At 60.4% G+C, this 20,418-nt stretch carries 16 protein-coding genes; 12 read left to right on the forward strand and 4 right to left on the reverse strand.

The window, feature by feature from the left end:
• The first annotated feature begins 68 nt into the window (after positions 1-68).
• The 6 genes from SH664x_RS02150 (at position 69) to SH664x_RS02175 (ending at position 9,195) form a co-directional block, all read left to right on the forward strand.
• A complete protein-coding gene (locus SH664x_RS02150; RefSeq protein WP_437204645.1) occupies positions 69-2,078 on the forward strand; it encodes an acyl-CoA dehydrogenase family protein in 2,010 nt (669 codons plus the stop codon).
• Positions 2,079-2,293: 215 nt separating this feature from the next.
• On the forward strand, positions 2,294-3,670 hold the full coding sequence (locus tag SH664x_RS02155; protein ID WP_437204647.1) for an arylsulfatase: 1,377 nt from the start codon (positions 2,294-2,296) through the stop codon (positions 3,668-3,670).
• Between the two features lie 30 nt (positions 3,671-3,700).
• Positions 3,701-4,318, forward strand: a complete 618-nt coding sequence (locus SH664x_RS02160) for a sigma-70 family RNA polymerase sigma factor (protein ID WP_437204648.1) — start codon at positions 3,701-3,703, stop codon at positions 4,316-4,318.
• Positions 4,315-5,922 (forward strand): serine/threonine-protein kinase, encoded by a 1,608-nt coding sequence (locus tag SH664x_RS02165; RefSeq protein ID WP_437204650.1) that lies wholly within the window; start codon positions 4,315-4,317, stop codon positions 5,920-5,922. The genes SH664x_RS02160 and SH664x_RS02165 overlap by 4 nt, the downstream gene beginning before the upstream one ends.
• 214 nt (positions 5,923-6,136) lie before the next feature.
• Entirely contained in the window at positions 6,137-7,255 is a 1,119-nt protein-coding gene (locus SH664x_RS02170; protein ID WP_437204652.1) for a glycosyltransferase family 4 protein, read from the forward strand.
• Positions 7,252-9,195, forward strand: coding sequence for a glycosyltransferase family 39 protein (locus tag SH664x_RS02175; RefSeq protein WP_437204654.1), 1,944 nt, complete (start codon positions 7,252-7,254; stop codon positions 9,193-9,195). The genes SH664x_RS02170 and SH664x_RS02175 overlap by 4 nt, the downstream gene beginning before the upstream one ends.
• Before the next feature lie 46 nt (positions 9,196-9,241).
• Here the strand turns inward: SH664x_RS02175 and SH664x_RS02180 are convergent, their stop codons facing one another.
• The 4 genes from SH664x_RS02180 to SH664x_RS02195 form a co-directional block, all read right to left on the reverse strand.
• The gene (locus SH664x_RS02180; RefSeq protein ID WP_437204656.1) at positions 9,242-9,580 is read right to left on the reverse strand and encodes an STAS domain-containing protein; all 339 of its coding nucleotides are present in this window, start codon (positions 9,578-9,580) and stop codon (positions 9,242-9,244) included.
• Between the two features lie 301 nt (positions 9,581-9,881).
• Positions 9,882-10,790: a DUF58 domain-containing protein gene (locus SH664x_RS02185; protein ID WP_437204658.1), complete on the reverse strand. Its 909-nt coding sequence runs from the start codon at positions 10,788-10,790 to the stop codon at positions 9,882-9,884.
• Between the two features lie 47 nt (positions 10,791-10,837).
• The gene (locus SH664x_RS02190) at positions 10,838-11,890 is read right to left on the reverse strand and encodes an AAA family ATPase (RefSeq protein WP_437204660.1); all 1,053 of its coding nucleotides are present in this window, start codon (positions 11,888-11,890) and stop codon (positions 10,838-10,840) included.
• A gap of 167 nt (positions 11,891-12,057) precedes the next feature.
• On the reverse strand, positions 12,058-13,164 hold the full coding sequence (locus SH664x_RS02195) for a hypothetical protein (RefSeq protein WP_437204662.1): 1,107 nt from the start codon (positions 13,162-13,164) through the stop codon (positions 12,058-12,060).
• Between the two features lie 232 nt (positions 13,165-13,396).
• Between SH664x_RS02195 and SH664x_RS02200 the strand changes: the two genes are divergently transcribed.
• The 6 genes from SH664x_RS02200 (at position 13,397) to SH664x_RS02225 (ending at position 20,380) form a co-directional block, all read left to right on the forward strand.
• The gene (locus SH664x_RS02200) at positions 13,397-13,633 is read left to right on the forward strand and encodes a DUF485 domain-containing protein (protein ID WP_437204664.1); all 237 of its coding nucleotides are present in this window, start codon (positions 13,397-13,399) and stop codon (positions 13,631-13,633) included.
• The gene (locus SH664x_RS02205; RefSeq protein ID WP_437204666.1) at positions 13,630-15,606 is read left to right on the forward strand and encodes a cation acetate symporter; all 1,977 of its coding nucleotides are present in this window, start codon (positions 13,630-13,632) and stop codon (positions 15,604-15,606) included. Before SH664x_RS02200 ends, SH664x_RS02205 begins: the two co-directional genes overlap by 4 nt.
• Positions 15,607-16,067: 461 nt before the next feature.
• Positions 16,068-16,439: an STAS domain-containing protein gene (locus tag SH664x_RS02210; protein ID WP_437204667.1), complete on the forward strand. Its 372-nt coding sequence runs from the start codon at positions 16,068-16,070 to the stop codon at positions 16,437-16,439.
• A gap of 332 nt (positions 16,440-16,771) precedes the next feature.
• On the forward strand, positions 16,772-17,284 hold the full coding sequence (locus SH664x_RS02215) for a hypothetical protein (protein WP_437204669.1): 513 nt from the start codon (positions 16,772-16,774) through the stop codon (positions 17,282-17,284).
• Between the two features lie 160 nt (positions 17,285-17,444).
• Entirely contained in the window at positions 17,445-19,364 is a 1,920-nt protein-coding gene (locus tag SH664x_RS02220) for a DEAD/DEAH box helicase (RefSeq protein WP_437204671.1), read from the forward strand.
• 185 nt (positions 19,365-19,549) lie between these two features.
• Positions 19,550-20,380 (forward strand): 3-keto-disaccharide hydrolase, encoded by an 831-nt coding sequence (locus tag SH664x_RS02225; RefSeq protein ID WP_437204672.1) that lies wholly within the window; start codon positions 19,550-19,552, stop codon positions 20,378-20,380.
• Positions 20,381-20,418 lie beyond the last annotated feature (38 nt).

Raw genomic sequence — 20,418 nt, forward strand, 5'->3', positions numbered from 1 at the left:
ATCAGTGCCTCGACGGACAGTTCGAGGGACTACATCTGACAGCGCAGGACTCTGGACGGAGGTCAACAATGTCCACTTCAATGCGAGACAACGACACGCAGGCCAACGACATCAAAGCAACAGTTCCCGGATCGGCAGGCAATCCCTCCTTCGCCGAGACAGCCATGCGGCTCGGGGGAAAATCGGAAGACGAGTCCCGCCGGATGGGTGCCGTCGATGCCGCCGATGAGCAGGTGGAAGAACTCTACGCTCCGCGCTATCAAACGACGGCGAGCCCGGTGCATCGAGCCGTCTGGGATGATCAGTTTCCCGGAGATGTCTTCGGGTTTGCCGAGGCACCCACGCCCCCCTCTGCGAAAGCGGCCGGGGTGATGGAGCGCTCGCTGCAGGTGGTGACCCGGCATGCGCAGAACAAAACGGTTCTGGACGAGCAGGGCAAGATCCGCGATGAAGTGCTGCAGGAACTGGCCGCTGCGGGCTATTGGGGTCTGCTGGTCGACGAAAAGTACGGAGGTGCGGGGGCGCCGTTCTCGCAGTTCGCTCCTTTCCTCACGAAGATGGCAACCGTCGATCCGACCATTGCCGGGCTGGCTTCGGTTCATGCCTGCATTGGTGCGGTCGATCCGGTGCAGGCGTTTGGTAACGATGAACAGCAGGCCCGGTTTCTTCCGCGACTCGCCTCGGGTGAAGCGCTGTCGGCCTTTGCCCTCACAGAACCGTGTGCCGGTTCCGACCTGACCGCGCTGCGGACCCGCGCTGTCCGTGATGGTGACGACTATCTCATCTTTGGCGAGAAACTCTTCATCACGAATGTCCGTCCGGGCAGAACTGTGGCGGTGGTCTGTCTGATTGACGACAAACCGGCCGTGCTGATTGTCGATCTCCCCCAGGAAGAGAACGACCAGTTCCGGCTGAAGAAATATGGCCTCTACGCTCTCAAGCATGCCTACAACCAGGGGATGATCTTCAACGGTCTGCGCGTCCCCGCCAGCAACCTGCTGGATGCGGGTCGCGGAGATGGGCTGACGATCGCCTATCACGGCTTGAATCGTGGCCGCGTCGCTCTCTGTGCCAACGCCTCGGGCACGATGCGAATGATGCTCGCGAATATTCTGCCCTGGGCCCGCTTCCGCGAGACGTATGGCGAAGCGATCGTCAAGCGCGAACTGGTTCGACGTCGGGCGGGTCATCTGGCCGGACTGATCGTCGCCTGCGACGCCCTCACCGACTGGACCGCGGGACTGCTCGATCTGGGTTATCGAGGCGAGATGGAATGCATCATCGCCAAGATCTTCGGCAGCGAAGCTCAGAAGGAAGCGACGATCGAAATCTCCATGAAAACTCATGGAGGACGATCCTTCCTGCATGGACACTGGTTCGGGGACAACGTTCACGACCTGCTGGCCCCCTGCATCTATGAAGGGGAAGGGGAGATGCTGGGAATGGCGTTCTTCAAGTCGCTGGTGAAAGAGCATGGTCGACGGTATTTCGAATCGATTGGCCGTACGCTCTACGAACATCAAATCAAGAATCCGAATCTGCTCAACCCGTCGCACGCGTGGGTGCTGCGCAAGCCACTCATGGCCTACGCCCAGTGGATGGCGACAGAGAGTGCCCGGATGTCTTTCAGTTCGGTCGATACGTCCGCCTTTAGCAGCCTGCCTGCGGGCTCGCGTGAAGAGCGGGAACTGACCGAAGCCCTTCGCGGTCACTATCAGTTTGCCGGCAACTTCCTGCGGAAGTCACGGCTGGAGATCTCGGGGATCATGCGGAAATATCAGCTGAAGCTTCCCGATCGCCAGTGCCGGATGGCCGAGGTTTCCGGTCGGGTGCAGACAGCGGTCGTCATGCTCTGCCTGGCTTTGTACGGAGCCCGTCAGCAGGATGAACTGACCCGACTGGCGGCTGAGGTCGGCTGCAGTGCCCTGGCGCGCAAGCTGACCGGCAAGCGTGTCAGTGATCGGGAACTCCGGAGCGTGACCGCGCTGGGGGCCCGCATCGCCGAAGGGGGCTTCCGGCAGATCGAAGGGATTCCGACGCAGGAAATCCTGATGCCGTATTCCCGTGAGAAAGCGTGACGCAGCGCTGCGATTCCCTCGGTTGCAAACTCTGCAGCCGACGGTGAAGATGGCTTCGTCCGGGCAGCGGACGCGTTTCCCGATGCCGTGTCGTGCGGCGTGCCGCAGGAATGACTGCTGGCACTCTGTTCACGGTCCGAGGAGTTCGGTTCCCCTGCCCGACGCGACGGGAGGTCGCTGGACGATTTCATTTCCTCGACGGACAGGTTTGCCTGATGCGGATCTTTTTGTTTCTTCTCCCTGTCGGGCTGTTGTGCTCGCTCGTCAGTGCCGCTGAGCGGCGATTGCCCAACATCGTGTTCATCATGGGAGACGATCTGGGCTACGGTGACATTGGCTGCTACGGTCAGCAGCAGATCCAGACGCCCCACATTGATCAGCTGGCTGCGGACGGCATCCGTTTCACGAACTATTATGCCGGCTCAACCGTCTGTGCTCCCTCCCGTTGCGTGCTGATGACCGGGCTTCACACCGGACACGCCCGCATTCGGGGGAATGCCGCGATCGAACTGAGCCCAGAGGATCAGACGGTGGCCGAACTGCTGAAGTCGGCCGGCTATGCCACCGGGATGTTCGGTAAGTGGGGTCTGGGAGATGAAGGGGGAACCGGACTGCCGACGCGGCAGGGGTTCGACGAGTTTGTGGGCTATCTCAATCAGGTGCATGCGCACAACTATTACCCGACATTCCTGATTCGTGGCGAGCGCCGGTCTCCACTCCGGAATGTTGTTCCCGACGCCAAAAAGAACGGCGCCGGCGTGGCGAGCTTTCGGGCGGATTATTCTCCGGATGTCATTCGCGAGGCGGCGCTGAAGTTTGTGGATGACGTCCACGATCGTCCCTTCTTCCTGTACTACCCTTCCACCCTGCCGCACGCCAACAATGAAGCCAAAGAGGCAGGGATGGAAATTCCCGACCTCGGCCCTTATGCCGACAAAGACTGGCCCCCTCCGCCAAAAGGGACGGCCGCCATGATCTCCCGACTCGACACCGATGTCGGCGAGCTGCTGAAGAAGCTGCAGCAGTATCAGCTGGAGCAGGAGACGATCGTCTTTTTCACCAGCGACAACGGCCCGCATCGCGAAGGAGGGAACGATCCTGAGTTCTTCCGTTCTTCCGGTGGCCTGAAGGGGATCAAGCGGTCGATGCACGATGGGGGAATTCGCGTGCCGCTGATTGTCCGCTGGCCCGGAAAGATCTCCCCCGGCAGCGTGACCGATCAGGTCGCCTATCATGGCGATCTGCTGGCGACGCTGTGCGAGATCTGCCAGATTCCGCAGCCACCGAACCTCGACAGCATCAGCTACGCTCCGACGTTGCTGGGCCAGCCCACCCGGCAACAACAGCACAAGTTCCTCTATTGGGAGTTTTACGAACGGGGCTTTCAACAGGCGGTGCGCTCGGGGAACTGGAAGTTTATCCTGCAGGACGGAGAGGGGCGGCTGTATGATCTGCAGCAGGACCCGCACGAAGAAAACAATGTCGCCCGGCAGCATCCCGGGACCGTGAAACAGCTGTCGGAGTTTGCCGCGAGTGCGCATGTGCCTGATCCGAACTGGACTGTCAAACGGCGGCAGTCCGGCTTCAAATGATTCCCCCGCTCCGGTTCGCGAGGCCCCGACATGAATGAACCACCCTCACGCATCAGCGGCCTGCTCGAGCAGGCGCGGCAGGGGAATACGTCAGCGCGTGACGAGTTGTTTCAGAGTTGCCGGAACTATCTGAATCTCGTGGCCCGGATGCAGGTGGAAAGCTGGATGCGGACCCGCGTCGACGCTTCCGATCTGGTGCAGCAGACCCTGCTCGAGGCGCATCGCGGTTTCGACAAGTTCGCCGGTTCCTCGGAAGGGGAATGGCTCGGCTGGCTCAAGCAGATGCTGACGCACAACACGCAGGATTTCATCCGTCAGCAGCGAACCGCCAAACGGGGAGGCGCCAGGGAAATTCCGATCCATAACGACTCCGCCTTTCTGGGCGGGATCGGACTGAGTCAGCTGCACGATAAACTGCCGACACCCAGCCAGTTGCTGATGGCCCGCGAACGGGAACTGGAACTCGCGGACTGCGTCGCCGAACTTGCGCCCGACTATCAGGAAGTGTTGCAGCTGCGGAGCCTGCAACGACTCTCCTTTGACGAAGTCGCCGAGCGAATGGGTCGGAGCCGATCAGCGACGCAAATGCTCTGGATGCGGGCCGTGCAGAAGCTGGAACAGATGCTGAGTGGACGTGAGGATCCATGAGCCTGCCCGCCGAGGAAGAGCCGCTCAGTGAAGAGGAACACCGGCTGCTTGCGTGGCTGGAACAGCAGGAGGTCCACGGTGGTCGTTTCGAGCCCTCCGCCGTGCCTGTCGAGCTGCGGCAGACCTTCGAGCGCTTGCCGCAACTGCTGGAGTGCCTGAATCAGCTTCATTCCTTCGCAGGTGAGCCCGCACCCGCCACGGGTTCGGACAACTCGCTCTCGATGAACGTGCTGCCGCGCGATTTTGGTCCCTACCTGCTGGAGGAGGAGATCGGCCGTGGTGGAATGGGTGTGGTCTACAAGGCCCGTCACCGGAAACTGCAGTCGTATGTCGCTCTGAAGATGGTCCGCAGCTGCGAGTTTGCGACGCAGCAGGAAGTTCGTCGGTTCTATCAGGAGGGGCAGGCCGCAGCCCGGTTGCGACATCCGCACATTGTCAGCGTCTACGATGCCGGTGAGCTGCACGGAATTCCGTATCTGGTGATGTCGTATGTTGATGGTGTCACTCTCGCCGACCGTCTCAGGCAGAACCGGGTCGAACTCGATCAACTCGTGAAGTGGCTGGTTGCGGTCGCTCGGGCTGTCGGCTATCTGCATCGCGAAGGGATCGTGCATCGCGATCTTAAACCGGCGAACATTTTGATCGATGCCCATTCCCAGCCGTACGTCACCGATTTTGGTCTCGCCAAGCTCTTCTTTGACGATGGGGAACGGACCGCCACCGGTACGGTGATCGGCACTCCCGCGTACATGGCTCCGGAGCAGGCGTGGGGCCAACCGGTCGATGTCACCCCTGGCTGTGACCTGTATTCTCTCGGGGCGATCCTGTACGAGATGCTGACCGGGAAAGCTCCTTTTGCCGAGCTCAATCCGTTTGATCAGATCCTGCGGCTGCGGGAGGCCGATCCTCCCCGACCCCGCCACCTGCGTGCCGATGTCCCCGCCGAGCTGGAACAGGTCTGTCTGCGCTGTCTCGAACGGAATCCGCAGAACCGCTACGCGACGGCGGATCTCCTGGCCGACGATCTGGAGCGGTTTCTGCGGCAGGAACCGATCACGCTGCAGCCGTTCGGACTGTGGCAGCGGTACCGCAGATGGATGCTGCGCGAGCCGGCTCTGTCGGCACATTTGTCGGCATTTGCCACGCTGGCGATCGTGGTGCAGGCTGCCGAGCTGCTGTCGACACGGCATCGGGAATCGTATTGGCCGGTAATGACTGTGCTGGCGGTCTGGGCCGGTCTGTCGACGGTGCTGCAGTCGCTGCTGTCGCGTGACGTGCAACGGATCAAGCTGGTCTGGGTGGCGGTTGATGGGGTGCTGTTCACGGTGGCGGTCGCCTATGCCCAGGCGCCGATCGAATCGCTGGCGGTCGGTTATGCGGTGCTGATCGCCGCCAGTGGTCTGTGGTATCAGCGGTCGCTGGTCTGGCTGACGACGGCGGTCTCGGTGGTGTCGTACGGACTGCTGATCTGGTTCCGGGGAGCCGCCGAAACTCCGGGGCATTATCCCTTTCTGGTGATGGGAATGCTGGCGGTCGTCGGTGGAATTGTCGGCGGTCTGGTGAAGCGGATTCGCCAGCTGCTGCACGTGCAGGCGGGGGGATAACCCGCAGGCGTGAAGCCGCAAAGAGGGCTCCCGCTGTCGACGAACCGCTTACCCTCCCCGCCGAGGCTCTTCAGTTTGACATCCCGTTCACTCGGCGACGGGGAGTCGAAAAGCCCGTCACCGGTGCCGACCGCAATCCCGGATTGACCAAAATTGAAAAATTGGGGTAAGTTCCGCCGCCTTTCAAACCTCCCCCTTCTGTGGCGGTCAACTTATGTCCCGCAAACGACTCACCGTAGTGCAAGTGCTCCCCTCGCTGGATGGCGGGGGGGTGGAACTCGGTACGGTCGAACTCTCGCAGGAGTTGGCACGCCGCGGGCACCGCTCGATTGTGATCTCCGGCGGTGGAAAGCTGGTGGAACAGATCGAGGCCGACGGCGGTGAACATGTATGCTGGCCCATCGGCAAGAAATCGCCCGCCACCCTCCTCTGGGCAAGACAACTGAAAAAACTGCTGCGTCGGGAGAAGGTCGATATCCTGCACGCCCGCTCGCGGATCCCCGCCTGGGTCTGCTGGGTCGCACTGAAGACGATGATCTTCGGCCGTAAGCCTCGCTTTGTGACCACCGCGCACGGGCTCTACAGCGTCAATCGTTACAGCGAAATCATGACCAGCGGAGAACGGGTCATCGCGATCTCCGAGACCGTCGAACACTATCTCCGCGAGAGTTACCCCCGGTTGAATCCCCAGCGGATCCGGCTGATTCCCGAAGGGATCGATGAAGAACAGTTCCCCCGCGGCTTTCAGCCCTCTTCCCGCTGGATCGACAAGTGGTACGCCGAATATCCGCAGCTGATGGGGAAGCCGGTGATTGCCCTCGTCGGCCGCATCACCCGCTGCAAGGGACATGACGACTTCATCGAGATCGTGGACCAGCTGCGGCTCTGCTGCCCGGACATCATCGGACTGATCGTCGGAGGAGAAGATCCCCGTCGCCGCTCTTATGCGGATGAAATCCGCCGGCTGGTGGAGCAGCGGGGACTCCAGGAACACATTGTTTTTACCGGGCACCGCCGTGACGTGGCCGAGATTTTTTCCAGCTGCAATGTTGTGCTGTCGCTCACGTCCGATCCTCCCGAAGCTTTCGGCCGCACCACGGCGGAAGCCTTGAGTCTGGGGATTCCGGTTGTCGGTTACGACCACGGAGGCACCGGAGAAATCCTGCGGAAAGCCTTTCCCGAGGGGCTGGTCCCTTCCGGGAATGTGGCTGCCGCGGCCCAGCAGGTCGGGCGAATTCTGGCGGAGGGAGCTTCGGTTCCCAGCGATCATCCCTATTTGAAAGACCGGATGCTGCGGCAGACGTTGTCGTTATATGAGGAACTTGCGGCATGACACCCAAGCATGAGTCCGCCGCGTCGGCCCCGAGAGCTGAAGCGACAAGCCTGAACACCGAACACTCTCGCCCCTGGATGGAATTCGGGCAGATCCGCTGGGATTGCCCGCGCGCCCTGTGGAACGAAACCACGGCCGATTTCGGCTGGAAAGCGCAGCGGTTCGATCCGACCATTGGCTTTTTCGCCTGCCTGCTGCTGATCCAGATGATTGTCTGGACGCTGTTGCCGGCGCTTACTCAGCCCAATGTCCCCGCAGAGACACTGGCTCTGCTGACGGCGGGCCGCCAGTTCGCCTGGGGATATCCCGTCGCTCCGCCGCTGGCCGTCTGGCTCGCTTCCGGAGCAGCGGCGCTGACCGCGCCGTCGATCTGGCCGGTCTACTTTGTGTCACAGGTCTGCGCGGCGATCAGCATCTGGTCCTGCTGGATTCTGGCTCGCCGGTTCCTGCACCCCTGGACCGCGCTGTGTGCGGCGCTCGCCCTGATGGGAGGTTTCGCGCTGACGGTCTCTTCCGCAGAGTTCAGTACCGCGCAGGTGGCCCAGTGCTGCTGGACCCTGTCGATTCTGGCGTTCCACACCGCACTGACGAATAACCGCCGCCGCTACTGGGTGGCAACCGGTATCTGCCTCGGGCTGGGCATTCTGGCCAGCTACGGCACGATCCTGCTCATGATTGCGATGTTTGCCTTTACCGTCTGGGAACCGCGTGCCCGCCGCTGCTGGGATTCTTCGTGGCCGTTTCTGGCTGCGTTTGCGATGGCGGTCGTCGTCCTGCCGCACGCGCTCTGGCTGGCGAATCACCAGTTTGTCACGATCCGGCTGAACATCGCCTCGGCCTCTTCAGTCGCCGATCACCTCGTGCAGCCGCTCTCCTTTCTGGGGCTGCAGCTGCTGTCGATGGTTCCGCTGATTCTGGTGCTCGCGCCGCTGGTGGCGTATTTCAGCTTTGAAGAAACTTCGGTCACCGCCGATGATGACCGCGAATTCGCGCGACGCTATCTGTTGTGGATGACCTGCCTGCCTCCTGCAGTGATTTTCTGTCTGGCACTGGTGGCTGGACCTTCGTCCGGGATATTTGCGACCGCCTCGGTCTGGTCCTATCTCGGGATCGTGATCCTGATGTGGAGCCATCTGCGTGAAGACCGCATTCCCTGGCGACGGGTGATTTTGCGGACCGGCGTGGCTGGCGGATTACTGGCAGCGCTGCTGATCGTGCTGAATATCATGTGGCCGCAGCTGCGCGGGAGCGGCAGCTCGGTGCACTTCCCGGGCAATCAACTGGCACAGGCGGTCCAGGGAGCGTGGCTGCGTTCCGGTTACGGTGGCAACGTTCCAGTCGTCGCGGGAGATGCCCATCTGGTCAGGAATGTCGGCTGGTATGCCGAGTCTGACGTTCGTCCGAGTCTGTATCCGGATCTCGACCCGCTGCAGAGTGCCGGAATCAATGATCAGAGTCTGAGCGAGCACGGGGGCGTTGTGGTCTGGAAAATTACCGACCCGCAGGTCACTGTTCCCGCAGAAATTTCGGGACGGCTCACCGGCTCGACCTTGCTGGAACCGGTTTCGCTGCAGTGGCAGTCGCAGCCGACGTTGCCTCCGGTGCAGATCGGCATGGCGATTGTCCACCCCCGTCGGGTGACTCCCGCAGCGGCTGTCGTGCCCCAACAGAATCCCTATCAAGGGACAGCCACGCAGTCGTACCTGCAGTACCCTTACGAACAGCCGACGCTGCCGAACAGTCTGCAGTCCCTGCAGCAGCAACCGCAGACATTACAGGGCCAACCGGCCCAGCAGAGCTTGAGCTGGCCTACGACGAACACGACGCTGCAGCAGGCTCCCACGGGGCAGGCGAACGACACGCAGAGCTATCCCGGTCTGCAGCAGTCCAAAGCGATCAAAGATCCTGAAAAGCCGCAGTGGAACTGGGTTTCTCAGTAGCCGATTCAGTGACGGACGCTGCTGGAACGCGACGGGCCGTGGAGGATCAACTCTCTGGCCGCTGCGAGGGCGCGATGTCATGAATCTCCATCAGCGTGTCGAGTCGGGTCGTCGCCAGCACTTCGCGAATTTCATCGCAGGGGTTGTAGAGGTGCACCTTGGCCCCATGATTCCGGATGGAGGCCAGTAGCCCCAGCAGCCCGCTCGGCAGGAACGTCACCCCGGTCAGGTCGACCGCCATCGTGGTGCAGCGCTCATCTTCCATCAGCTGCAGCAGTTCTTCGCGGCAGGCAGCGACATTGGCGTCGCTGATGACATCTCGGCCACCGAAACCGACAACGGTCGTCGGCCCCTTGGCATAAACTTCAAGGATGGGAGCTGCCATGTGAGGACCTCGTGAAGTGCGACGAAGCGGACTCGGTGACGACTGTCAGCAGACTGTGGAACGGTGAGAATGGTATAACGCTCCAGCGCCTGTGGATTCAATGCCGGCGATCCTCAGGGGCAATCTCCGTCGACTCTCGTTGTCCTTTGTCATTCTGCCGCATTCCTCCCGGTCGGGGCCAGCGATGGTCTGCTTCGCCAAGGGGAGGGAGCCCGTTCGGCGCCCCGTGCCGTCAGCGTTTCGTCTGGTGAAAGGCTCACGTCCGCGTGGGGAGAGCGAGTCAAGCAAATGCCAGAATGTTCTAGCGCAAGGACCCGCGCAGTCCGACCCGATGATTCATGTAATGCCGCAGAACGGCATCGAGCGGTGTACTCGTCCGGACTGTCTGGAAGTCGATGACGTTTCGCGCACAGCGGCGTCGCAGGTCGTCGAGAAAGGCGGTCATCGCTTCGAGGTAGCCCGCCCGCAGCGAATTCGGATCGCAGACGAGATCGCCCGACTCCTCCATGCCGACGAACTTGGTCGTTCCGGTGAAGGTGAAGTCGAGTTCTTCATCATCCAGAATCTGGAAAATCAGCACGTCGTGACCGCGCTGCCGCAGCAGCTTCAGCCCCTTGAACAGGTCGTCCCGATCGCAGAAGAGGTCGGAGATCAGGACCACCATCCCTCGCTGTGACTTCTCATCGGCGACGGTGCGCAGCAGGTTGAGCATGCTGGTCTTGCGGGCCGGCTTGTCGACTGCCAGCACCGACAGAATCGCCCCGAGATGATTCTGGGCACTCCGCGACGGGGCTCGGCCTCGAATCTCTTCATCGAAGACCGCCAGACTGACGGCGTCCTGCTGTCGCAACAGCAGATAGGTCAGGGCAGCGGCGATGGAACAGGCGTAATCGTATTTGGTGGCGTCTTTCGGGCCGAACTGCATCGATTCGCTGGCATCGACCAGCAGCGTGGTCCGCAGGTTGGTCTCTTCCTCGTACTGCTTGACGTAGTAGCGATCGGTTTTGGACCAGACCTTCCAGTCGATCCGGCGGACATCGTCACCCGGAACATATTCGCGATGCTGAACGAACTCGATCGATTGCCCGAAGAACGGACTGCGATGCTGGCCGGAGAGAAAACCTTCCACCAGATGCCGGGCCTTGACCTCCAGCCGGGAAATACGGGCCAGAGCGTCCGGCGGCAGATGGCGATCGAGGTCGTTCTTCATGGCAGATCAAACAGCTCGGACAGGAAAGGGCAGCCGCTTTGTGACGCTTACGAATTGGCGTTCGGTGCCGAGAACATCGCCTTCAGCCGGGGATCGCTGGTCAACTCTCCCTCTTTGGACGGTGTCACCTCCAGCAGCTTGCTGATCACCTTGTCTGTGGTGATGCCTTCGCTCTCGGCCGAGAAGTTGGTGACGATGCGATGCCGCAGCACCGGGCCCGCCAGATGCTGCAGATCCTCGGCAGAGACGTAGGTGCGACCCTTGAGCAGGGCGCGGGCCTTGGCTCCCAGCAGCAGGAACTGCACCGCTCGGGGACCAGCACCCCAGCTGAGCCAGTCGTTCACGAAATCGGGGACCCCGGGCTGGCCGATGCGGGTCTGGCGGACCAGCGCCAGGGCGTAATCGACGAGATGCTCTGTCACGGGAACTTCCCGCACGACCCGCTGCAGTTCGAGGATTTCCTCGCCCGTGAGAACCGGTTCGATGATCTCATGGCGGTTGCTGGTCGTCTGCATGGCGATCAGCTTTTCTTCGTCGAAGGTTGGATAGTCGACGAAGACTTTGAACATGAAGCGGTCCTGCTGCGCTTCGGGCAGCTGATAGGTCCCTTCCTGTTCGATGGGGTTCTGTGTGGCGAGCACGAAGAACGGATCGGGGAGCGCATGCCGCGTTTTGCCAACGGTGACCTGCCGTTCCTGCATTGCCTCCAGCAGTGCTGCCTGAGTTTTCGGCGGGGTCCGGTTGATTTCGTCCGCGAGGATGACGTTGTAGAACAGCGGTCCGCTGATGAACTGGAATTCGCGGCCCCCGGTCGACTGGTTGGTCGTGAGGACATCGGTGCCTGTGATGTCGGCGGGCATCAGGTCCGGAGTGAACTGGATGCGGCTGAAAGTCATTGACAGGCACTTGGCCAGCGAGTTGATCATCAACGTCTTCGCCAGCCCGGGAACTCCTTCCAGGAGGCAGTGTCCCCGGCTGAACAGCGCGATCAGCAGCTGGTCGATGACCTCATGTTGACCGACGATGATTTTGGACATCTGCTGGCGGATGTCTTCGTAGGCCCGGCTGAGCTTGTCGATGGCTTCGGATTTTTCGGTCATGCCTCATCCTGGTTCGGCGGTTGGGTCCGCAACGGGTGCAGCGTGTATGGTAGGCTGCCACGCGCACACTCGCCAAGTGAGGTTGCCGCAGTGAGGAGATTCGCGACCGTTTGACAGGTCCGGTGATGAGCGACCTTGAAATCCCGTCGTGGCTGCAGCGGACTCGGTCAGACGCCTGCCGTGCTGAGACTGGAAAGAGTCGCCTGCGCGGGCGGTGGTGGTGTCCAGCCCATGTAATCCTGCAGCTGTCGACGAAAACGATCGCGCTCAGCAGTGGTGGCAAAGGCGTAAAACGGAATCCAGCAGGGCATCGCGACAAAGGTGCGGGGATTCAGTGGAATTTCAAGATGAAATGCGGTCTCGGTCTCCTGAAATCGACCGACTTGCCGGATCTTTTCCCATGAACACCGAAAGCCAGCAGTCTGGCAGGGATGCGACAGCGGGGAGTAAACCTGACCTTCCATGCCGTTGTCGGTAAAGCGGAGCACCCACAGCTGGGGGCTGCGGACGAATGACTGGCAGAGATCGTCCTGAATTCGTCTCGGAAGCAGCAGGATCAGCGCTGAACACGCAACTGCGAAGCTGGTCATCCAGTACGATTGTGGGCCGCCACGATCAGGCGCAAACAAGCTCAAGCTGCCGAACAGAACGACACTGATGAGGAACAGGGCGGCGCCCAGCTTCAACCCCTTGATCAGCTTCAAATCGTAGGCGGAGGGGGGGACGTTTTCTTTGGTGCTGACAAAACTGAGTTCGAATTCCTTGTCGGAGGCGGGGAGTGGGGCTGGTATCCGATCACGAATCCATTCCGCGGTCGCCTGCATTTCGGACTGGCAGCCAAACTCCCGAGCTGGGATTGTCAGACAGGGGATGGCCGGGTGGCCGACAGGTTTTTCAACCAGGAGGTGGACTCCAAAGTCATTACACAAGACGCTCTTCAGCAGGCCCGGACTGTCCCAGGGAATAAATCGGGACGCGACCGACTTCCGCCTTCGCAGAAGTTCAACATGGACCCCGGCTTCGCGCAGCTTGATCGAGCAGTGTGAGCCCGAATGATACCAGAGTGCTGCAAGACAGCCGACGACCCAGGATGTCAGGAGAAGGAGAGTAAGCAGGGTTGTCGCTAGATGTATCGAAGGGACGAAGAGGGAAATCACCCAGATCGGGTTCAGAGCCACCATCCTCAGAAATGACTGCATCTCCAGCCGGAGAGAAGATCCCCGCAATGCGGCTGCCTCACCCATGGTCAGCGGAAATTCAAAATCGGTTTTCATGATCGCCCTCGTGACCTGACCGACAGCTTGCCCATTGGCCATTATCCCGGTCGATCCCGTTCGACACAAGAGGGATGGCCGACGCGGACGGCAAAACCGGCTGAAAATCGCGTCACCTCAATCGCTGTCGTTGGCAGAGTTGGCGCCGTTCCTCTTGCATCAACGTTCCTTGTTGCCCGGGCGTGACCTCATTACCCTGCGAGGCTTCTGTGATTGCGATAAGGAAAAGTGAATGTCCAGAAATGCCCGCGTCGGCCTGATCCTGTTCTTCTTTTATCTGGCGTTCTACGGCGGATTCGTTGGCCTGAGTGCTTTTTCTCCCGACCTGATGGACTGGACCCCCGTTGCCGGAATCAACCTCGCCATCCTGTACGGATTCGCGCTGATTCTGGCGGCCTTCGTCCTGTCGCTCCTGTACGGAGCCGTCTGCAGTGCTGAAGGGGATCGCCGCGAAGGGGGGCAGGCATGATTTACGAACACAACACGATGGCCATCGTGATCTTTCTGGCATTCGTCGGCGCGACGATGGGGCTCAGTTTCTTTCTGGGTCGGAAAGCCAAGTCCTCGGCCGGTTACTTCGCCGCCCACGGCCAGATCCCCTGGTTCATCAACGGCGTCGCGTTTGCCGGAGATTACCTGTCGGCAGCTTCGTTTCTCGGCATCTGCGGCATGATTGCCTTTTTCGGGTATGACGGGTTTCTGTATTCGATCGGGTACCTCGCCGGCTGGATCGTGGCTCTGTTCGTCGTGGCGGAGCCGCTCAAGCGGATGGGGAAGTTCACCTTCGCGGACGCACTGAATGCCCGCTTTCAATCCAAGGGAATTACGCTGGCGGTCGGCATCAGCACGTTGGCGGTGAGTCTGTTCTACCTGATCCCGCAGATGGTCGGAGCCGGGGTCCTGATTCAGCCGCTGCTGGGGCTTCCGCATTGGGTGGGAGTTGTGCTGGTGGGAGCCGTCGTGATCGCCATTGTCGTCTCGGCGGGAATGGTGTCGACCACCTGGGTGCAGTTTCTGAAGGGTTCGCTGCTGGTGGTGTTCAGCCTGATTCTGACAATGATGATTTTGAATAAGGGGCTCCGGACCGCCGATGGCGGGATCGATGGCTATCACTTCCGGACTCTCGGACCGATCGAGAAATCACAGCTGACTGCCGAGTTCTGGCAGGAACGCCAGTTCGCGCCACTGGAACTGCTTCCGGCAACCGACGCGTGGAAAGATCGTCCCTTCATCCGCACGCGAAATCGTCAGACGGACGAAGTGCTGACCTGGCAGGTTGTCCCGGCGGCAGAAGGGAAAGTGCTGTTGCGGGAGGCCCAGACACTCACCAAGTCCGACGATGGCCAAATCCTGGTCAACAACCTTCCAATGGGGGAGAAAAAGGGGGATCGCGAACTGCATCCCGTCGGTTATATTCAAAAGTTTGAAGGGCAGACCGCAGAGCAGGAATCGACGGGACCACTGAATCCGGTGGAGTATCTCCGCAAGATCCGTGAAAGTGAAATCGTGCTCTGGGGAAGCGAAGTCATTACGGATGAGACTGGAAAAACAACGGTCTACTTTCAGAATCCGACCTCCGGCAAAGATATCCTTCGACCGGGGAACAATCCGACGTTCAAGGGAATTCGCAGCCCTTACCTGAAGGACAAGCTGAACTACCTGTCGTTGATGCTCGCGCTGTTCTGCGGCACCGCATCGCTGCCGCACATTCTGATCCGCTATTACACCGTGAAAGATGAAGCGAGCGCCCGCAAGAGCACGATTGTCGGGATTGCGGCGATCGGCTTCTTTTATGTGTTGACTCTCTATCTGGGGCTGGGAGCCATGACGAGCGGTGCGCTCGATGTCACCAACAGCAACATGGCCGCGCCGCTCTTGGCGAAGAGTATGAATGAATGGCTGTTCGCTGTGATCTCGGCGATTGCCTTCACCACGGTGCTGGGGACGGTCAGCGGTCTGATTCTGGCGGCCAGCGGAGCGGTGACGCATGACCTGCTCAAGAATGTGTTGCAGATTCCGATGACCGATGATCAGCAGGTGCGGCTGGCCAAGCTGTCGTCGATCGTGATCGGAGCGTTGGCCATCGTTCTGGGAATAGTCTTCGAGAAGATGAACGTCACCTATCTGGTCGGCTGGGCGTTCAGTGTGGCGGCCTCTGCCAACCTGCCGGCGCTGGTGATGCTGCTGTTCTGGTCGAAAACGACCCGTCAGGGGGTGATCGCGGCGGTGATTGTCGGCATGGTCACCTCGCTGGCCTGGATTCTGGCGAGCGGGGACACCTACAAGGAGATCTACGGCCTGAACCCGGCCGATGCGGTAGTTCCGTTCAGCCAGCCGGGGATCGTGACGATTCCGCTCGGGTTCATCACGCTGATTCTGGTGTCGTTGCTGACACAGAAAGGTGGCCACGCGGGGAACGCTCGCGTCGAGCCGGCGCGGTAGGCCCTCCGGGGGAGTTGTCCGGTTCGGCGCAACGCTGCGCGCCGACCGGGAGTGGGCGGAGTCTGGAGCGGATCGTTTGGGCGCTCAGGGCGGGGCTGAAACATCCGGACAGCGCGGTATGCGATCTCGGCCAGCATTGCCCCGGGCGCAAAGTGTGACCCGCTGGGGACGAGTCTTCCTCGCGGAGGGGCGGTTGCGGTTTCCTAAACAGCACGGGCGGCACGCCAAGCTTTCCGGGATTTTGCAATCCGGGGACCAGAGTGACGGACTGGCGTTGGTGTATTCCGTACGACTGTCAGAGCCTCTCGCGGTGTCGGAATCCTTCGTGGGCGAAGGGTTTTCGGCTGTTGCGAAATTGCGGATTCGCCCGAAGTTCCAATTCTCTCCTCGGATTCTGCGCCGTAGAATCGCTGAGATTCTTAACTCGATTTTCAGGATTTTTTCTTCCCGCAGGTTTCAGTATGCAACACCTCAAGATCTTCACCATTGAGCGGCTCGAGAACACTCTCGTGGTTTGCCCGCACGGCGAAGGGAGTGCCTTCCGGTATCAGGATCTCCATCTGGAGGCGAATACCATCCGGGGGCACATGATGAAGCCCGGAATTAAAAATCTGGTTGTGGATTTGGGCGATCTGGATTATTTCGGCTCGGAATTCATTGGGGCCCTGGTGTCGATGCTGCGGGAAACCCGGTCGCGGGGGGGGAAAGCCTGTTTCTGTCGGGCCAAGCCGCAAATGCTGCAGGTTCTGCAGAATATGAGCCTGTTCAAGCTGTGGCCGCACTACGAAACCCGGGATGAAGCCCTGGCCGGTGTCATGGTCCCGGTCGGTTGAGAAACGTTTCTGTGGCCCGCATAACCCGAACGAGCGGCACTACCGGTTCGGTCTGTTGCCGCGGGGCGGGCCTCATTCTTGCGCAAGTGGAGCGGGATTCCCGATTAGCGGCGAGAGGGCAAATCGAGAGCGCCCGCCGGGAAACTCAAGTCCGTTCGCTCCGGTGACGATGTTGTGCTGGCAGCAGCGATGTCGCGCATCGCTGTGAAGGGGCACAACGGAGCGTCAGCGGGAGCAGGAGGCTCCTGCCGGTGTCCATCCAGTGTGGTTTTCACCCGGAAGCCGCCTGTGCCTGCGACAGAACAGCCACGTCTCGTATGGAAACGCTCTCAATGGCGCAATTGGCGAATGAAGGCCGGCTGCAAATCGGCTTTCTGCGAATCGCACAAACCGATCAGGGGTACGTCGGGGGATTGCTCGTTACCAATCACCTCGGTCGGCCATTGGAGTTTCAGTGCACGACTCCTGTTCGCCCCAACCGGACGCAGGAAATTCTGTACGGCTCCACGCTGCAGCCGTTTATCTACGCCGAACTGATCGGCAAGACCCTCTTTGAACGGCTCGCCATCAAGCCGCAGCTGCTGGTGATTCAGCAGGAAGAATTGTTCGATCTGCGTCGGCACATTGAACTGCCGCTGGGGCTGCTGTCGACAAAAGAAACAGCGACAGGTCCGACGCAGGCCCTCGGCCGGCAAGTGGTGACGTGTCACGCGGAGTTTCCCCAGGACGCCGCGACGATTCAGAATTACCAGAACAAGATTCCAGCCGATGCCGATTTGCAGGAGCCGTTGGAGCGGGTCAAAGACGCTCTGCAGGAAACCCTGCGGGCCAATGCGGTTGCCTGAAATCCCTGGCGAGCGATCTCGGGAACACCTTCGGGCTCGCTCGGACTCACGGCTCCTGAGGAAAAGGGACGAAGGCCAGAGGACATCGTGCCTCGCGGGCCTTCGAACACAACACTGATTCTTTCGAACCGTCGAATTGATGCGACGGATGGGTGACAGGATGTCACAGTCAAATTCCAATCCGATTCTGGATCCGACCGGCGCTCCATATTCGGGAGCACCGGTTCCAGTCTCCGATCGGCTGGAAGTCGGTTCCCAGGCGATCCCCCTCGACCTGCAGACGGGGAGCGGAATCGAATCACTGAGCTGTGAGATTCGTCAACCGGGCATTCACATCAGCGGGATGAACAGCGCGCTCAAGCGTGTGGTGCCGCCGGCCACGCAACAGCCCGAACTGCTCGACCGGGCCGCCGGTTTTGTCCCGCGCTGGAAACCGTACTGGCCAAAGCTGAAGACCTTTGGCATCACGTTCCCTGCGGGTATCGAGTTCATGCCCCCCAAGGTCGAAAAGGAACCGGGGGAAGGATTGCGGTCGCTGGTCGCGCCACAGGCCAAACCGGCGGAAGGGGAAGAAGCCGCGCCCCGCAAATCGACCCGCATCAAGCCCCCGAGCGATGCACTCTCGATCGAAGATCGCCTGTTCTACGTCTTGCAGCCGCCGCTGGAATCGTGGCTGCGCGGGCAGGAACTGATCATGCCCTTCGAGCCATTCCCTTATCAGTACGAAGGGATCGCCTGGATCTTTTCCCAGCAGGCGGCATTGCTGGCCGACGAAATGGGACTTGGGAAAACGATGCAGACGATCACGGCGGTGCGGCTCCTGCTGCGGGCGGGACAGGTCCGTCGGGTGCTGCTCGTCTGCCCGAAGCCGTTGATTCCCAACTGGCAGCGGGAATTCAAAACGTGGGCGGAAGAGATTCCTGTCACCACGATGGAAGGGGACGGCGCCCGTCGACAGATGCTCTGGCAAATCCCAGGCTCGATGATTCTGCTGGCGAACTACGAGCTTGTGGTGCGCGACTTTGCGGCGATGCAGCCGGACGAACTGCCGCGGTTCGATCTCGTGGTGCTCGATGAAGCGCAGCGCATCAAGAACCGGGATTCGAATACCGCGCAGACGATTCATCAGATTCCCCGGCAGCGGAGCCTGTGCCTCACCGGAACTCCGATCGAGAACCGGGCAGAGGAAATGATCTCTCTGTTCGAGTTCATGAAGGTGATTCCGCCCCATTCTTCGCCCGATATCCGCCAGCTCTCCAAGCTCAGCGAAGAATTCATTCTGCGGCGGACCAAAGATCTGGTGATGAAGGACATGCCTCCCCGGCTCGATCGCGACGAGATTATCGAGCTCAGCCCGGCGCAGCGTCATGCCTACGAGTTTGCCGAGAAAGAGGGGATCATTCAGCTCGGCGGCATGGGGGAAGACATCACCATTCAGCATGTGTTTGAACTGGTGCTGCGGCTCAAGCAGATCTGTAATTCCGATCCGCTGACGGGCGAGTCGTGCAAGCTCGAACGACTCGTCGCCAACATGGAAGAAGTCGCGGCCTCGGGCGGCAAGGCGATTCTGTTCAGCCAGTGGACGAAGACACTCGACTGGCTGGCAGAACGGACGAAGCAGTTCGGCTGCCTCGTGTATCATGGAGGAGTGCCGACTCCCAAGCGCGAGCCGATTCTGAAGCAGTTCAAGGAAGATCCGAAGAGTCATCTCATTCTGATGAGCTATGGCACGGGGGCTGTGGGACTGAACCTGCAATTCGCCGGTTACGTCTTTTTGTACGATCGCTGGTGGAACCCGGCCATTGAAGATCAGGCGATCAACCGGGCCCACCGGATTGGGCAGAAATCGCAGGTGATCGTGAGCCGGCTGATCTGCAAGGACACGATCGAAGAGCGGATCGATCTGGTGCTTCGCCAGAAGCGGGAACTCTTTGCCCGGGTGCTCGGCGAAGGGGACAATGAGGACGCTTCGCTCAGTCTGACCGCCAGTGAAATCTTTGGTCTGTTCGATCTGAAAGCCCGCTCGGGGGGGAAGGCGAAGTCGATTCGTCCTCCCGTTCCGGCCAAGGGTGTCGCCTGATAGCAGGCGGGCGCGATGTCGTGAGGGCCGCCGCCTGCCGGACCGGAAATTTCGCCCGGGCTTATTGGCGTAATTGCCTGCTGCCTGTCAAACTGACTGCATCAGGGGCTGTCGATCGGATGTTCTGCCGAGGCTCCTGACTCACTTGTGCGCGGTTTGACCTCCGCTGTCGTCCGGGAGAAACAATGAAGCGTCTCGTCCTGTTCCCCTGTCTGTTTGCCCTGTTGTCGTCGCTGCTCTCCGCAGCTGACCGTCCTGCTGCCAAGTCGGATTCCACGGCGGCTGGGGGGAAGAGTGCAGACGTGGCGGGTGAGAAGTGGATTTCGCTGTTCAACGGTAAGGACCTCGAAGGCTGGACTCCCAAGATCCGCCTGTGCGATCTGGGCGACAACTATCAGGACACGTTCCGGGTCGTCGATGGCTATCTGACGGTCAATTACGACGGGTATCCGAAGTTTGAAGAACGGTTCGGACATCTGTTTTACAAGGATCGCTTCTCTAAATACCGGCTGCGTCTGGAATACCGGTTCATCGGTGAACAGTGCAAAGGGGGACCGGGCTGGGCCAACCGGAACAGCGGGATCATGATTCACGGCGAAGATCCAGCCGGGATGGAAAAGAACCAGAAGTTCCCAACCTCCATCGAAGTCCAGCTCCTCGGTGGACAGAACAAAGGGGAACGTTCGACCGGCAACCTCTGTACGCCCGGGACGAACGTTGTCATGAATGGTGAGCTGATCACCAAGCACTGCACCAACTCCACCTCGAAGACTTATGACGGTGACCAGTGGGTCACGATCGAAGTCGAAGTGCATGGGGATAAGGTCATCCACCACAAAATCAACGGTGAGACGGTGATGACCTATGAACAGGCCCAGCTCGATCCGACCGATCCCTACGCTGCGAAGCTCATCAAGGATGGCAAACTGCTGCTGAGCGAAGGAACGATTTCGCTGCAGTCGGAAAGCCACCCGGTGCAGTTCCGGAACATCGAGCTGCTGGTTCTGGACGAGTAACCCTCCGCTGGGTGCTCCTGATCAATTGCGATCTTGTC

The sequence above is a fragment of the Planctomicrobium aquicomposti genome (assembly GCF_051466325.1).
Taxonomy (GTDB): Bacteria; Planctomycetota; Planctomycetia; order Planctomycetales; family Planctomycetaceae; genus Planctomicrobium.